Raw genomic sequence first — 16,423 nt, 5'->3', positions numbered from 1 at the left:
TCCTATTTTTACGTTGAATAAAATCAACATTATGAATAAGCAACTTATAGAGTGTGTTCCAAATATTAGTGAAGGAAGAGATTTACAGAAAATAAATACAATTGCAAATATTGTAAAAACTGTTGAAGGGGTTAAATTATTAGATATTGATCCTGGTAAAGCAACAAATAGAACTGTAATTACATTTGTTGGTGAGCCAAAAAATGTAATTGAAGCTGCTTTTTTATTGATTAAAAAAGCTTCAGAGTTAATAGATATGAGTAAGCAAACTGGTGAACATCCAAGATTTGGTGCAACAGATGTTTGTCCTTTAGTGCCAATTGCAAATATTTCTATGGAAGAAACGGCAGCTTATGCACATCAATTAGGAAAAAGGGTTGGAGAAGAATTAGGTATTTCTGGTTATTTCTATGAAAATGCTGCAACTTCTGCTGAAAGAAAAAACTTAGCTACCGTTCGTTCAGGCGAATATGAAGGATTAAAAGAAAAACTATCAAACTCTAATTGGAAACCAGATTTTGGCCCAACAGAATATAATAATCAGGTTTTAAAATCTGGCGTTACAGCAGTTTCTGCACGCGATTTTTTAATCGCTTATAATGTAAACCTAAACTCAACATCTACAAGACGTGCAAACGCAATTGCTTTTGATATCCGTGAAAACGGGAGATCAAAATTAGTTAATGGTAAAAAAGTAGTAGATAAAAACGGTGATCCAGAAAGAATTCCAGGAAAATTAAAAGCCGTAAAAGGAATTGGTTGGTTTATTGAAGAATATGGAATTGCACAAATTTCCTACAACTTAACAAACATTACAATCACATCAATGCACGAAGCTTTTTATGAAACTGATTTGGCAGCTACAAAACGTGGTTTACGTGTAACAGGTTCAGAATTGGTTGGTTTAGTTCCTTTACAAGCAATGTTAGATGCTGCAGATTTTTATCTAAAAAAACAAGAACGTTCATTAGGTATTAGCGAAAGTGAGAAAATAAAAATCGCTATAAAATCTTTAGGTTTAGATGATTTAAAGCCATTTAATCCACAAGAAAGAATCATTGAATATGTAATGAATTCTGAAGCTGATAAAAAGTTAATCGATTTTACTGTTAAAGATTTTGCAGAAGAAACAGCATCAGAATCTATGGCTCCAGGAGGTGGAAGTATCGCTGCTTATGTTGGTGCTTTAGGCGTTTCTCTAGGTACAATGGTGGCTAATCTTTCTGCTCATAAAACAGGTTGGGATTCTAAATGGGAATATTTTTCTAATTGGGCACAAAAAGGTCAGAAATATAAAAATGATTTACTGTTTTTAGTAGATGAAGACACCAATGCGTTTAATAAAATTATTGACGGGTTTAGAATGCCAAAATCTAATAACGAAGAAATTGAAACTAGAAAATTAGCAATTGAAAACGCAACAAAATACGCAACAGAAATTCCTTTTAAAGTAATGGAAACTGCTCATAATTCTATTGAAGTCATGTTAGAAATGATGAAAAATGGATTGCAAAATTCGCTTTCAGACGGTGGTGTTGGTGTTTTATGCGCCAAAACCGCAGTTACTGGCGCTTATTTTAATGTACGTATCAATGCAAAAGACATTAAAGACAGAGAATTTGCAGAAGATATTTTAGCAAAATCTGAAGCTATTTATCAAAAAACGATTGTTTTAGAAAATGAAATGATGGAAATTATTAATGCTAATATTTAATTTATTTTGGGCATTTTTTACTAGACTAAAACAGAAAAAGTTTTAGTCTAGTAAAATCGCGTTTTACACTATATATTTTTAAAGTACTGTCATTGCTAAGTTTACTTTTTTGTAAACTTAGCAATCTCATAATTAAGAAACAGATTGCTTCGTTCCTAGCAATGACGCTTGTTTAAAAAGACTATAAAAAGGTTAAGAATATCATCAGTTATTCGAATGGTTTCAATCCTTAATGCAACTTACTTATTATGGAAATAGAAAATTTAGAAATTATAGCGTATCAACCTAAGTTTGCTAAAGACTTTTACAATTTAAATGTTGAATGGTTAGAAAAATATTTTTATGTAGAACCTTATGATGAAAAGGTTTTAAGCAATCCGCAGAAATATGTAATTGATTCTGGAGGCTTCATTTTCTTTGCAAAATATAACAATGAAATTGTTGGCGTTGTTTCACTGATCAACCAAAAAATATTTTTTGAACTGAGTAAAATGGCCGTTTCACCAAAATATCAAGGTTTAAAAATAGGTTTAAAACTAATGAATTTCTGTATCGATTTTGCAAGAAATAAAAAATGGAAAAGTATCACAATATACTCTCACAGATCATTAGTGCCTGCTATTAACTTATATAAAAAAACAGGTTTTAAAGAAATTGAATTAGAAAAAGAATCTCATTATGAGCGTTCTGATATTAAAATGCTTTTAAAATTAAGCTAATTAAAAGTTTCGATTTTATAAAATTTACATTTTGAACATTACTCCAAGTGATAAATTAGAAACTAAATCTCCATTTTCTTGTCCCATTATACTATAAGTTAATTGTAACACAGCCCTCTCACTTATATTATAACCATACATTGGCCTAAAATAAGACGCTCCTTCAGTATCACCAATTCCAATAGAATAGCCAAAATCAAATCCTAAAATAGATTTTTTTGTTAATTCATAACGAAATGCCATTGCAGCTGGTAAAAAAGTAGACGTATTATTTGTTTCATCTATTAAATTATCAAGACCACCAAAATAATGAAGTAATGAAATAGAGGGTCCTAATTTAAATTTTTCTGAAATTTTAAATAAGTAGTTACTTTCTATGGATAAAGCTAGACCACCAATTGCATCAACTGAAGTTAGTCCTAAACCACCTCCTAAATTCAACTTACTTTCTTGAGCAGTAACTTTTGTTAACACAAAAATCAACATAAAAGTAATGATTAATATCTTTTTCATATTTATTTATTTTTTTGCTAAAAATAAGACAAATATTTATCATTATTAAAGAAAACTCTGAATTGCTAATTCATATCCTTTCAAACCAAAGCCAAATAAAACACCTTTTGCTGCAGGAGCAATAAAACTATGATGCCTAAATTCTTCTCTAGCGTGCACATTTGAAATATGTAATTCTACAACAGGTGTTGTGATTCCTTTTACAGCATCACCAATACCAACAGAAGTATGTGTATAAGCAGCTGCATTTAGAATAATGCCATCATAATCAAAACCAACTTCATGTAATTTATCAATAATTTCACCTTCTATATTAGATTGAAAATAAGATAATTCCACTTCTTTAAATTTAAGCTGAATTTCACTAAAAAAATCTTCAAAAGTTTTAGAACCGTAAATTTCTGGTTCTCTTTTTCCTAATAAATTTAAATTGGGACCGTTTATAATAATTAGTTTCATATAGCTAAAATAAGACAAATAAAAAACGGAAGCAAAAATGCTTCCGTTTTTATATTCTTTAAAGTTTATAAATTAGAACTTATAGCCTAATCCTACTTGAAAAGTGTTAGTTTTTAATGAATAATCAGACGGCGCATCTTCAATTCTGTTTGTTAAACCAAATGCATATCTACTGCTAATATAAAAATTTTTACTAATATCATATCCTGCTCCAACAGCTAAGCCTAAACCAAAAACATTAGCCCCCTCAGAGTCTGACACGATAAAATCTAATTGAGGTCCAGCTTGTAAACTAAATTCTTCTGAAACATAGTATTTTGCCAATATTGGGAAAACGATTAAATCAATAGATTCATCATCTTGAGATGCACTTGCATATTGTAATTCAGTTTGCAAGTTTAAAGTTTCAGACAGTTTAAATTCCCCTGAAACACCAATATAAAAACCATTGATATCCATAGAAACTGAAGCCCCCTCTGCACTTAGTTTCTGGCTTAAATTGTGATAACCTGCAATGGCTCCAAACTTAGCATCTTGAGCATTTACATTTCCCAAACCCAATAATGCCAATACAGCAATAAGTAATACTTTTTTCATAATTATATTTTAATTAATTTATATAATCAAATGTAGGGAAAATGTAGGGAAAATGTAGGGAAAATGCATACATAGATTCATATTAAAAGAACCTTTCATCTAGTCTCTTATAATTCTTTATAAACAGATATACTAACTTTGACTGTTTAGTTTATTATCTTTATAACATGAAATGGCAAAATGCAATTAGAGATTATCAATTATTCTTAAAAATTGAAAGAGGTTTATCGCAAAATACCCTAGAAAGCTATTCTAGAGATTTAAAAAAACTTACTTTTTTTCTTGAGCAAAATGAAATCGACATCGCTCCTATTTCTATTAATGAAACTATAATTCAACAATTTATATATAAGATTGCTAAAGAAGTAAATCCAAGAAGTCAAGCAAGAATTATTTCTGGGTTACGTAGTTTTTTTGATTATTTAATTTTCGAAGATTACAGAAAGACAAATCCTACAGATTTAATTGAAGCTCCAAAAATTGGAAGAAAATTACCAGATACATTGTCTGAAGATGAAATAAACGAACTGATTTCATCTATAGATTTAAGTCATTCACAAGGAGAAAGAAACAGAACTATTTTAGAAACTATGTATAGTTGTGGTTTGCGTGTAAGCGAACTGATTACCTTAAAAATTTCTGATTTATTTTTTGAAGAAGGTTTTATACGTGTTATTGGTAAAGGAAATAAGCAACGTTTTGTTCCTATACATTATAATGCACAAAAATATATTTTAACCTATATAAAAAACATTAGAACGCACTTAAATCCTAAAAAAGGATTTGAAGATACCGTCTTTTTAAACAGACGTGGAAATGCACTTACAAGGCAAATGATTTTTATCATTTTAAAAGAATTGGCTATCAAAATAGACTTAAACAAGAAAATAAGTCCTCATACATTACGTCATTCTTTTGCAACTCATTTACTAAAAAATGGTGCAGATTTAAGAGCAATACAACAAATGTTAGGGCATGAAAGTATTACTACAACAGAAGTTTATGTGCATCTAGACAAAAGCTACTTAAAAGAAGTTGTAGAAACATTTCACCCTAGAAAATAAAAAACCCAGCTTAAAGCTGGATTTTAAAATTTATAAAAGTATGCTTTTTATTGATTTCCTAAAATAATTGGCATTCCAGATTTACCAGAACCAATAACAATTACTTTACTATTAGGAGATTCAGACAACTTAATAGTTGCTTCGATTCCTTTATCTTGTAAAATTTTATCAGTAATAGAAGCACTTAAAATCCTATTTGCATCTGCTTTACCTTGTGCTTCGATAATTTGTTTTTCAGCTTCTTTTTTTGCCGTAACTAATCTAAACTCATATTCTAAAGATTCTTGCTCTTGCTTTAACTTACGCTCAATTGCAGTTTTAATAGTTGATGGTAAAGTAACATCTCTAACCAATATTTCATTTAACTGAATGTACTGCTTGTCTAAAATCTTTTTTGTTTCTACAAATATTTCAGTTTGTATTACATCTCTCTTACTAGAATATAATTGTTCTGGAGTATAACGCCCAACAACACTTCTTGCAGCAGATCTAATTGCTGGTTGTATAACTCTAGAAATATAGTTTTCTCCTTTTTCTTGGTGTAAAGAACCTATTTTTTCTGAGTGTGGTTGAAACCATGCAGAAGCTTCTAATTGAATTTCTAAACCGTTTGAAGATAATACTTGCATTTTTTCAAAAAGTTCTTGCTGTCTTACTTCATAAATGAAAACTTTATTCCATGGTGCAACAATTTGAAAACCTTCACCTAAAGCTGCTTCGTCTGTTACAACTCCACCGTCAAAAGTTTTATATAAAACACCCGCTTGACCCGATTTTATAGTTACTGTAGATTTCGAAAATAAAATAATTACTGCTACTGCTAATATGATAAAAAAGATTCCTCCTTTTGGAAATTTAATATCTAATTGTTGATTGCTCATTTTTTGTATTTAAAGTTCTTTCAAATTTACAATTTATGTTGCTCACACACAATCTATATACCCACAATCTTCTTTATAAGTCGAAAAATCTAATGTTACATCTTCTAAATGAAAATCATCATGTACTATTTTTCTGTTCCTTTTTTTTAAGAACCCTAAATCACTGAAAGACAATTTATTTATTACAATTAAATGTATTGTAACCACATTACATTTTACACCCTTTGTCCATAAATGGAAATCATGAACTACCTCTATTTCTTTAAACTGGAGTATTCTATTAAAAATTCATCTGTAGAAGCTCCTAAATCATAGATTAAATATGAAGTTATTGCTAAGCTATTTGTATAAAAGCCACCAATAACCGTTATTATTGTAAAGAATATATTCAGAAAAAAAGCAATACTTATAATTTTTGTTGCGCTATAATGATGAGTATGATTATGGTGATGTCCCCTATTTTCCTATAACGGACTTCTACAAAATTAAAAAGAGGCACTATTTATCACCTAATCTATCTTTAACATACTCAATCTTTGTTTTTCCATGACTTTTAGGGCTGCCATTTTCATCCAAAGAAACCATCACAATTTTATCTATTACTATAATCGTTTTATGCGTTAATTTATTTCTTACACTACACTTTAGGGTTATAGACGAATTACCGAAAGCTAAAACTTTAATCCCAATTTCTACAATATCTCCTTGTTTTGCAGAACTAACAAAATCTATTTCAGACATGTATTTAGTAACTGTTCTAGGTATTTCTAATTGAATAATGGCATAAATACCCAACTCTTCATCAATCCATTCTAATAACCTGCCTCCAAACAAAGTTCCATTCGGATTTAAATCTTGAGGTTTTACCCATTTTCTTGTGTGAAAATTCATAAATGTTTTCTTGTTTTATTCTGCAAATTTCTAGCTATTTATAAGGAAAACCTAATAATACTGATTGAGTTTTTAAATCTTCCCATAATATTTTCTAATAAACCATTCTGCAGTAAATAAACCAATTACAATAAATAAAATCCATTTCCAATCTATCAAATTTTGTTCTTTAATCGTTGATTTTTGGGTTGTATAAAATGCTGTGTTTTCTAAAAGTTCTTTTGATAAATCATCAATTTGATTTTTATAAAACAATATTCCTCCAGAATTTTTTGCTAATTTTTCTAGTTTCTCTGAATTTGCATTGGTAAACTGTTCTTCAATTTGATAAGTAGTGATTTTAAATTTTCCATATTTATTAATATCCTGACCAATTACAGCAACTTTATACGTGTAATCACCTGAAATAAGATTCTCAATTTCAATCTGATAAGAAGTATTCACTAAAGAAAACGGAAGTTTTGTAATTTCTCTAGTTTCTGAATTTGTAATTGTAATTTCTAATGAAGCTCTCGCATCGAATTTATAATTTTTATCTGTATAAAAAGCGGATAAATTAATAGTTGAATTAGCCGAATACAAGCTTTCTGAATTTACTTCTAAACGGTTTCTTTTTTTATCTGAAGCTAAATATTGAACTAAATTCCCTATAAATTCATCAAAATCTTGAAATGAATTATTACTCAAAAAACTTGCAGACCGCCATTTCCAAATCCCTTCACCAAACAAAACTGCCCATTTTTTATTGTTCTGCTCAAAAGTGGCTAATAAAGGTTGTTCAGTTTCAACTCCATTTATATTTTGCGCCAATAATTTTTGATGTTCTTTAGAAAGAACCACTTCTCCAAACTTATCTTTTAGAGGAGGAAACTGATCAAAACCAATGTTTTTTTGCTGATAAATTAAAAAAGAATCATTAAAAATTGCACCATAGCTTTCTGTTTCATTAATTGCTTTTTTAGTAAAACCAAGCTGTTGCTTATTAATGAATTTCCAATCTGTATTTACACCAGAAACAATAAAGTAATTACTATTAGCTTTTTTTAAATCATTTAAAATAGAAATAAATTTAGCGGTTGGTTGATTTAAAATAACTAATTGATAATTAATTAAATTCCCTTTAAATTTATCTATTAAAAAAACATCTACAGAACGCTGCTTATTACTTTCTATGGATTTTGTTAAAGTACCAATATCTGGATGTAAAACGGATGTCAAAATCAACACTTTTGTCTGTTCATTTATAACTTCTACCGAGAAGTTTTTAGTGTTATTTTTGGTGTTTTTTTCATCAGCAATTTTTCTAACAGAAGCTGTATAATATTGTAAACCTTCTTTTGTAGATGTTAAATTAGCAGTAATTGTTTTCGATTTTTCTGATGAAGAAAACTGTACTTTTTGAGTAAAAATACTTTTTCCGTTTTTATAAATTGAAAACGTTGTATTTACCTTTTCTTTTCCATCATAATTTAATAAAACTTCTACAGGAAATTTATTTTTAATGTAACTGTATTTGTTTACATTTAATTGACTTATTCTTAGATCTCTGTACTTAATTGTATCTCCAACTACTAGAGGGTAAATTGGTTGTTTAGAGTTGATAAACTCATAATCATTACCAATGGTTTGATTTCCATCAGTAATTAAAATTATTGGTGCTATTTTATCTTTATTCAATTCATTTACAGCTAAAATAGCTTCAGAAATATTGGTTTCACTTTCATTAAATGAAACACTATCTAAAACCCTTAAAGAACTTCCAAAAGTGAATTCATTTATTAAAAACTTTTCGTTTAAAGACTTATTATTATTTAGTGCTTCAATAAAATTTTCAACATTTTTTTCTTCTTTAAAAAAAGGAATAGATTTAGAATTATCAACCAAAACAGCTAAAACTGGGATACTGTTTTTTAACTCAGTATTTTTAATTGTAGGGTTTATCAGTAATAACAGCAATAAAAACAAACTAAATGTTTTTAAAACAAAAAGTAAAGTATTAATTCTTGTCTTACTTTTTACGCTATAAAAATATTGAAAGAATGCCACTGAAATACTCAGTAATAAGGCAATAATTATATATAAAATGGTTGTTATCTGCAAATTATTCTATTTATTTGGAAAGATAACAAAGAACTATCTAAAAAAGAAAAACCTGCAACGTTAATTGTTACAGGTCCTATTTTTTTTTATGAAAAATAAAATTCTAAGTCAACATACCTCCATCTACAGATAATGTTTGACCTGTAATGTAAGAACTCATGTCTGAGGCTAAAAATACACATGCATTTGCAATATCTATTGGTTGTCCTCCTCTTTTTAAAGGAATTCCATCTCTCCAACCTTGTACAGTCGCTTCATCTAATTTCGCAGTCATTTCTGTTTCTATAAAACCAGGAGCAACAACGTTACTTCTAATGTTTCTAGAGCCTAACTCTAAAGCTACAGACTTAGAAAACCCAACAATACCAGCTTTTGATGCCGCATAATTAGACTGACCTGCATTTCCTTTTAAACCTACAACAGAACTCATATTAATAATAGCGCCATTACGTTGTTTCATCATTGGTCTAATAACTGCTTTCGTTAAATTAAAAACAGATTTTAAGTTTACTTCAATGACTTTATCAAAATCATCTTCAGAAATACGCATTAACAAATTATCTTTTGTAATTCCTGCGTTGTTTACCAAAATATCTATTGAACCAAACTCTTCTAATACATTTTTAGCCAACGCTTGCGCTGCATCAAAGTTTGCTGCGTTAGATTGATATCCTTTTGCTGAAACTCCCAAAGCTTTTAATTCCTCTTCTAAAGCATTAGCTGCATCTACAGAAGAACTATATGTAAAAGCTACATGTGCTCCCTGTTTAGCGAATTCAATGGCAATTTCACGACCAATTCCTCTTGTTGCTCCTGTAATAATAGCCGTTTTATTATCTAGTAATTTCATATTGTAGTATTTAGTTGATATTCAAATATAAAATAAAAATTCCCGATTTATCGGGAATTTTTATTTTTTTGAGAATCTTAAAAAAAAGATTTAACTATTATTTTTTTAAAACTTTTGCTACCATTTCTCCAATTTTAGCTGGAGAACTAACAACGTGTATTCCATTATCTGCTAAAATTTTCATTTTTGCTTGTGCTGTATCATCTTCTCCTCCAACAATAGCACCTGCATGTCCCATTGTTCTTCCTGCTGGCGCAGTTTGTCCTGCTATAAAACCAACAACTGGTTTTCTATTACCATCAGCTTTAATCCATTTTGCAGCTTCAGCTTCTAGATTTCCACCAATTTCACCAATCATAACAATTGCTTCAGTTTCTGGATCGTTCATTAATAATTCAACAGCTTCTTTTGTTGTAGTTCCAATAATTGGATCTCCACCAATACCAATTGCTGTTGTAATTCCAAATCCTTGTTTTACAACTTGATCAGCAGCTTCATATGTTAACGTTCCTGATTTAGAAACGATACCAACATTCCCTTTTTTGAAAATAAAACCTGGCATAATACCAACTTTAGCTTCATCTGGAGTAATTACTCCTGGACAGTTAGGCCCCACTAATCTACACTCTTTACCATCAATATAAGCTTTTACTTTTACCATATCAGCAGTAGGAATTCCTTCAGTAATACAAATGATTACTTTAATTCCTGCATCAGCAGATTCCATTATTGCATCAGCAGCAAATGCTGGTGGTACAAAAATAATTGAAGTATCTGCTCCAACTTTTTCTACAGATTCTGCAACCGTATTAAAAACTGGTTTTCCTAAGTGCTTTTGACCGCCTTTTCCTGGAGTTACACCACCTACAACATTAGTACCATAATCAATCATTTGACCTGCATGAAAAGTACCTTCACTACCAGTAAAACCTTGTACAATAATTTTTGAATCTTTATTTACTAAAACGCTCATTGGTTATTTAATTTTATTCGTTATGCAAAAATAGTTTATTGAAAGTTTTTATAAAAGAAAATTAAGAATTCTTTCTCTCTTTTATCATTTGTTTTATTTCTGCTAATTCTTTTAATTTTACTCTTGATTCTGAGATTGGAGTTCCAAAATAACTTTTTCCTCCCGCAACAGATTTTGTTACCCCAGTTTGACCTAATATTATTGCTCCTTTACCAATTGTAATTCCACTATTTGTACCAACTTGTCCCCAAATTGTTACTTCATCTTCAATAATAACACAACCTGCAATTCCTGTTTGTGAAGCAATCAAACATTTTTTTCCGATAATTGTATCATGTCCAACATGGACTTGATTATCAATTTTTGTTCCTTCTCCAATCGTTGTATCTCCAGTAACTCCCTTATCTATTGTACAAGAAGCTCCTAAATCTACATTATCTTCAAGAACAACTCTACCTCCAGAAATTAATTTATCAAATCCTTCTGGGCGATTTTTGTAATAAAAAGCATCTGCTCCTAAAACTGTGTTTGCGTGAATTGTAACATTGTTTCCAATAATTGAATGGTCATAAATAGCAACATTTGGATGAATTACACAGTGCTTACCAATAATAACATTATTTCCAATAAAAACATTGGGTTGTATAATTGTTCCTTCACCAATAATTGCAGATTCAGAAATACTTACTTTAGAGGCTATAAAAGGATTAAAATGTTTCGTAATTTTATTAAAATCACGAAAAGGATCTTCAGAAATTAATAATGATTTTCCAACAGGACAATCAACTTTTTTATTGATTAAAATCGTTGTAGCTGCAGAATTTAATGCTTTATCATAATATTTTGGGTGGTCTACAAAAACAATATCTCCTTTTTCTACAACATGAATTTCATTGATTCCTAAAATTTCGAAATCAGTTTTACCAATAAAATCTACTTCTAATAATAAAGCTATTTGTTGTAAGGTTTGTGGATTTTTAAATTTCATTAAAGCTTATTTTTTACTTCCATAGATAATTACTCTTGCAAAAAGTGAGTGAAAAAATGGAATTTTAGAAAAGAATACATCTAAATTATATCCTAATTTATTTATCCAATTATCATAATTTTTATCTCCAAAAATTTTTAATGATATAAAACCAAATACAACACTGAAAAAATCGAAAAAATAATGATTAAACGAAAATTTTTGTCTTATAATTTTAAAATCTGAAGAAACCAAAGCGTGCTCATCTGGGGTTCTTTCTTGTGGATTCATTTTTCTATAAATCCTATATAAAGGGTTCATATTTAATGGCTCAAGAAAAACAATCTTTCCTCCTGGTTTTAATACTCTATGAATATGGCCAATAGATTTTTCTATATCTAAATGATGTAAAATAGCACCTCCAAAAACAATATCGAATGTTTCATCTTCAAAAGTTAAATTATTAGCATCCATTATATGGTGTTTGACAGGAAAAGGTTTTGTTGCAGCATTTTTTTTTCCATTCTCTAACTCTACTTCAGAAATATTTATACAAGATAAACTTTTAGGCTTTATGTTTTCATTAAACCAAGCAGCCCAAACATAAGAACCAATTTCTAAAACATTCTTATCATTAAAATCTTCTAGCAATTTATTTAAAATTTTCTTTTCTCTTTTATAAGAATAGAAAAAGGCATGTCTTCTTAACTTTTTAATCTTACTTCTTTGAAGTTTACCTTCATTCCAGTAATCTTTTTCAGTTTGATTAATTTCTTCTCTTGTTTTAGACATCAGGAAATTTACTCTTTAATTCTTTCTTGATAAGTCCCTTTTGTAGTTTCAACTTTAATTTTATCCCCTTCATTAATAAATAAAGGAACATTAACTGTTGCACCACTTTCTACGGTTGCAGGTTTTGTTGCATTTGTTGCTGTATTACCTTTAACCCCAGGTTCTGTATGCGTTACCAACAAAACAACACTTGCAGGTAAATCAACTGATAAAGGCATGTCATCTTCAGCATTAATTATAATAGTTACAACCTCACCTTCCTTCATTAATTCTGGAGAATCTAAAGCCGTTTTTTGCAATTGAATTTGAGTATAATCTTGTTCATTCATAAAATGAAATGTATCTCCATCATTATATAAATACTGAAACTTATGAGTTTCTACACGAACATCTTCAATTTTTCTACCAGCAGGAAACGTGTTATCAATAACTTTACCATTTGTAACACTTTTTAACTTAGTTCTTACAAAGGCAGGACCTTTACCTGGTTTTACATGTAAAAATTCGATTACTTTATAAATATCGTTATTGTATTTAATACACAGTCCGTTTCTAATATCTGATGTTGTTGCCATTTCTCGTGTTTCTATTTTTAGTATAATAATTGTATTGTAAGTATTTATTTTTTACTTTTTTTTAAGGTATTTTACTTTAAAATCTAGTTTGATTTAAAATACCCTTTCATAATTCCTCTATGAGAATCTTTTATGAATTGAATGATTTCATCTCTCTCTGTAGTAGCTTCCATTTCAGCTTCAATAATATCAATTGCTTGCGTATAATTGTAATTTTTTTGAAATAGAATTCTATATATATTCTGGATTTCTCTAATTTTTTCGGTTGAATATCCACGTCTTCTTAATCCCACAGAATTAATACCTACATAAGACAAAGGTTCACGTGCCGCCTTTACATAGGGAGGAACGTCTTTTCTAACCAAAGACCCCCCTGTAACAAATGCATGTTTACCAACAGAAGCAAATTGATGCACTGCAACCATACCTGCCAAAACTACATTGTCTCCAATCGTAACATGACCTGCAAGTGTTGTATTGTTTGAAAAAATACAATTGTCGCCAACAAAAGAATCGTGCGCAACGTGGCAATAAGCCATAATCAAACAGTTGTCACCAATTTTGGTTTTCATTCTATCTGAAGTTCCTCTATTAATCGTAACACATTCTCGTATGGTAACATTATCGCCAATTTCTACCGTAGTTTCTTCATCATCAAATTTTAAATCTTGAGGAATTCCTGAAATTACTGCTCCTGGAAAAATTCTACAATTTTTACCAATTCTAGCACCTTCCATGATGGTTACATTAGAACCAATCCATGTTCCAGAACCAATGGTTACATTGTTATGAATTGTAGTAAAAGGCTCTATGACTACATTTCTTGCTATTTTTGCTTGCGGATGAACATACGCTAATGGTTGATTCATAGTTTATTTTTTTCTAGCAATTTGAGCCATTAGTTCTGCTTCAGCAACTAATTTACCGTTTGCATACGCATATGCTTGCATGTGACAAATTCCTCTTCTTATTGGTGCAATTAATTCACATTTAAAAATTAAAGTATCTCCAGGTAATACTTTTTGTTTGAACTTTACTTTGTCCATTTTCATGAAATAAGTAAGATAATTTTCTGGATCTGGAACGGTATTTAAGACTAAAACGCCTCCACATTGTGCCATGGCTTCAACTTGTAAAACACCCGGCATTACTGGCGCTCCTGGAAAATGGCCTACAAAGAAATTTTCGTTCATTGTAACATTTTTCATACCAACTACATGTGTTTCTGAAAGTTCAATAATTCTATCAATCAACAAAAAAGGAGGTCTGTGAGGTAGAATATCCATAATTTGATGAATATCCAATAATGGAGGTAAGTTCAAATCGTAGGAAGGAACATTGTTTCTTTTTTCTGCCTTGATAATCTTAGCTAATTTTTTTGCAAAATTAGTATTTACACCGTGGCCAGGTTTATTCGCAATTATTTTACCTTTTATTCTTGTACCTACTAAAGCTAAGTCTCCAATAACATCTAATAACTTATGCCTTGCAGCTTCATTTGCCCAATGTAAAGTTAAGTTATCTAAAATTCCATTTGATTTTACAGTAATGTTATCTTTATTAAAGGCTTTCTTTAATTTTTGCATGGTACTTTCAGACAATTCTTTGTCTACATATACAATGGCATTGTTTAAATCGCCTCCTTTAATTAAGTCGTTTTCTAACAACATTTCAATTTCATGTAAAAAACTGAACGTTCTAGCATCTGCAATTTCTGCTTTAAAATCAGATATTTTATTTAATGTTGCATTTTGAGTCCCTAAAATTTTGGTCCCAAAATCTACCATGGTTGTTACTTGATATTCGTCTGAAGGCATTAAAATAATTTCACTTCCAGATTCTTCATCTTTAAAAGAAATAATTTCTTTTACGATATACTCTTCAATATCTGCATCTTGTTCTTTAATACCAGCTTTCTCTAAAGCAGCTATAAAAAACTTGGAAGAACCATCCATAATTGGAGGCTCAGAAGCATCAATTTCAATTAGTAAATTATCTATATCTAAACCAACAGCAGCCGCTAAAACATGCTCTGAAGTCTGAATTTGAACTCCGTTTTTCTCTAAATTTGTTCCTCTTTGAGTATTTGTAACATATTCTGCTCTTGCTTGTATTGTTGGAGCACCTTCTAGGTCTACTCTACTAAATGCAAAACCATGATTTACTGGCGCTGGCTTTAACGTCATGGTTACTTTTTTTCCTGTATGTAAACCTACACCAGATAAACTTACTTCTTTTTGTATTGTTTTTTGTTTCTTACTCATTACTTTAAATTTTGAGCCGTCAACTCTTTTTCTAAATTAGTTATTTTTGATACTATCTTTGGTAAATTTTTAAAGTACACATAACTTCTATTAAAATCTCTAGAATTTAATGCTGGGGTTCCGTATACCATTTCATTGTCTTTTAAACTTTTTGTAACACCGGTCTGACCTAAAACTTTTACATTATTGCCAATTTTAATATGTCCATTAATACCTACTTGCCCACCAATCATACAATTTTCTCCAATTTTTGTTGAACCAGAAACACCTGTTTGAGAAGCGATTACAGTATTTCTACCAACTTCTACATTGTGTGCAATTTGAACTTGATTGTCTAATTTAACACCTTTTCTAATAATAGTAGACCCCATAGTAGCTCTATCTATAGTACATGCAGCACCTATATCTACATTATCTTCAATAATTACATTTCCTATTTGAGGAATCGTTTTATACTCTCCATTTTCATCAGGAGCAAAACCAAAACCATCTGAGCCTATTACAGCTCCTGAATGAATTTTACAATTATTTCCTATTTGTGTTTCTGAATAAATTTTAACACCAGAAAAAATAACACTATTATCACCAATTACTGTATTATCACCTATATAAGAATTTGGATAAATTTTTACATTTTCTCCAATTTTTACATTTTCTCCAATATATGCAAATGCACCAATATATTCATTAGCACCAATTTTTGCAGAATTTGAGATGAAATGAGGTTGCTCTCTTCCTGTTTTATTATTTTTTACTTCATTATAGAATTCCAATAACTTCGAAAAAGATTTATATGGATTATCTACTTCAATTAACGTAGTATTAATTTCTTTTTCAACAATAAAACCTTTACTAACAATAGTAATAGAGGCTTTTGTGGTATATAAAAAAGAATTATATTTTGGATTAGATAAAAAAGTTAAAGAACCTACTTTTCCTTCTTCAATTTTAGAAACAGTAGAAACTTCTTCATTAGGGTTCCCCACCACATCACCTTCTAAAATGTCTGCTATTTGTTGTGCTGTAAATTTCATTAAAGGCAAAAATATAAAAATTATAACGAT

Annotated in this window: 17 protein-coding genes; 3 read left to right on the top strand and 14 right to left on the bottom strand. The window is 29.6% G+C overall.

Annotated elements, in window-relative coordinates:
- The first annotated feature begins 31 nt into the window (after positions 1-31).
- Positions 32-1,714, top strand: coding sequence for a glutamate formimidoyltransferase (ftcD, locus tag BTO04_RS01755; protein ID WP_087562856.1), 1,683 nt, complete (start codon positions 32-34; stop codon positions 1,712-1,714).
- A gap of 248 nt (positions 1,715-1,962) precedes the next feature.
- On the top strand, positions 1,963-2,433 hold the full coding sequence (locus BTO04_RS01750; protein WP_087562855.1) for a GNAT family N-acetyltransferase: 471 nt from the start codon (positions 1,963-1,965) through the stop codon (positions 2,431-2,433).
- A gap of 24 nt (positions 2,434-2,457) precedes the next feature.
- Here BTO04_RS01750 and BTO04_RS01745 read toward each other — a convergent pair whose 3' ends face one another.
- The 3 genes from BTO04_RS01745 to BTO04_RS01735 all read right to left on the bottom strand — a co-directional run bounded on the left by BTO04_RS01745 (position 2,458) and on the right by BTO04_RS01735 (position 4,002).
- Positions 2,458-2,946: a hypothetical protein gene (locus tag BTO04_RS01745; protein ID WP_087562854.1), complete on the bottom strand. Its 489-nt coding sequence runs from the start codon at positions 2,944-2,946 to the stop codon at positions 2,458-2,460.
- A 45-nt stretch (positions 2,947-2,991) separates the two neighbouring features.
- Positions 2,992-3,405, bottom strand: coding sequence for a type II 3-dehydroquinate dehydratase (gene aroQ / locus BTO04_RS01740; protein ID WP_087562853.1), 414 nt, complete (start codon positions 3,403-3,405; stop codon positions 2,992-2,994).
- Between the two features lie 72 nt (positions 3,406-3,477).
- Complete coding sequence (locus BTO04_RS01735) at positions 3,478-4,002, bottom strand: porin family protein (RefSeq protein ID WP_087562852.1); 525 nt, start codon at positions 4,000-4,002, stop codon at positions 3,478-3,480.
- 167 nt (positions 4,003-4,169) lie between these two features.
- Here BTO04_RS01735 and xerD point away from each other — a divergent pair, with 167 nt between their 5' ends.
- Positions 4,170-5,066: a site-specific tyrosine recombinase XerD gene (gene xerD, locus BTO04_RS01730; RefSeq protein WP_087562851.1), complete on the top strand. Its 897-nt coding sequence runs from the start codon at positions 4,170-4,172 to the stop codon at positions 5,064-5,066.
- Positions 5,067-5,113: 47 nt separating this feature from the next.
- Here xerD and BTO04_RS01725 read toward each other — a convergent pair whose 3' ends face one another.
- From BTO04_RS01725 to lpxD, 11 genes are all read right to left on the bottom strand, one after another.
- A complete protein-coding gene (locus tag BTO04_RS01725; RefSeq protein WP_087562850.1) occupies positions 5,114-5,947 on the bottom strand; it encodes a prohibitin family protein in 834 nt (277 codons plus the stop codon).
- Positions 5,948-6,445: 498 nt separating this feature from the next.
- Complete coding sequence (locus BTO04_RS01720) at positions 6,446-6,838, bottom strand: acyl-CoA thioesterase (protein ID WP_087562849.1); 393 nt, start codon at positions 6,836-6,838, stop codon at positions 6,446-6,448.
- A 72-nt stretch (positions 6,839-6,910) separates the two neighbouring features.
- Positions 6,911-8,938: a VWA domain-containing protein gene (locus BTO04_RS01715; protein ID WP_232455927.1), complete on the bottom strand. Its 2,028-nt coding sequence runs from the start codon at positions 8,936-8,938 to the stop codon at positions 6,911-6,913.
- 103 nt (positions 8,939-9,041) lie between these two features.
- Entirely contained in the window at positions 9,042-9,788 is a 747-nt protein-coding gene (gene fabG / locus BTO04_RS01710) for a 3-oxoacyl-[acyl-carrier-protein] reductase (RefSeq protein WP_087562848.1), read from the bottom strand.
- A gap of 97 nt (positions 9,789-9,885) precedes the next feature.
- Positions 9,886-10,761 (bottom strand): succinate--CoA ligase subunit alpha, encoded by an 876-nt coding sequence (gene sucD / locus BTO04_RS01705; RefSeq protein ID WP_087562847.1) that lies wholly within the window; start codon positions 10,759-10,761, stop codon positions 9,886-9,888.
- 61 nt (positions 10,762-10,822) lie between these two features.
- On the bottom strand, positions 10,823-11,749 hold the full coding sequence (locus BTO04_RS01700) for a UDP-3-O-(3-hydroxymyristoyl)glucosamine N-acyltransferase (protein ID WP_087562846.1): 927 nt from the start codon (positions 11,747-11,749) through the stop codon (positions 10,823-10,825).
- Positions 11,750-11,755: 6 nt separating this feature from the next.
- Positions 11,756-12,520 (bottom strand): class I SAM-dependent methyltransferase, encoded by a 765-nt coding sequence (locus BTO04_RS01695; RefSeq protein WP_087562845.1) that lies wholly within the window; start codon positions 12,518-12,520, stop codon positions 11,756-11,758.
- 8 nt (positions 12,521-12,528) lie between these two features.
- Positions 12,529-13,095: an elongation factor P gene (gene efp, locus BTO04_RS01690; protein ID WP_087562844.1), complete on the bottom strand. Its 567-nt coding sequence runs from the start codon at positions 13,093-13,095 to the stop codon at positions 12,529-12,531.
- Between the two features lie 83 nt (positions 13,096-13,178).
- The gene (gene lpxA, locus BTO04_RS01685; RefSeq protein WP_087562843.1) at positions 13,179-13,964 is read right to left on the bottom strand and encodes an acyl-ACP--UDP-N-acetylglucosamine O-acyltransferase; all 786 of its coding nucleotides are present in this window, start codon (positions 13,962-13,964) and stop codon (positions 13,179-13,181) included.
- 3 nt (positions 13,965-13,967) lie between these two features.
- A complete protein-coding gene (locus BTO04_RS01680) occupies positions 13,968-15,359 on the bottom strand; it encodes a bifunctional UDP-3-O-[3-hydroxymyristoyl] N-acetylglucosamine deacetylase/3-hydroxyacyl-ACP dehydratase (RefSeq protein WP_087562842.1) in 1,392 nt (463 codons plus the stop codon).
- A complete protein-coding gene (lpxD, locus tag BTO04_RS01675) occupies positions 15,359-16,393 on the bottom strand; it encodes a UDP-3-O-(3-hydroxymyristoyl)glucosamine N-acyltransferase (protein WP_087562841.1) in 1,035 nt (344 codons plus the stop codon). The genes BTO04_RS01680 and lpxD overlap by 1 nt, the downstream gene beginning before the upstream one ends.
- Positions 16,394-16,423 lie beyond the last annotated feature (30 nt).

This window comes from Polaribacter sp. SA4-10 (genome assembly GCF_002163835.1).
Lineage (GTDB): Bacteria > Bacteroidota > Bacteroidia > Flavobacteriales > Flavobacteriaceae > Polaribacter.
The sequence above is the reverse complement of the archived record's forward strand: the minus strand, read 5'-3'. Positions and strand labels throughout refer to the sequence as shown.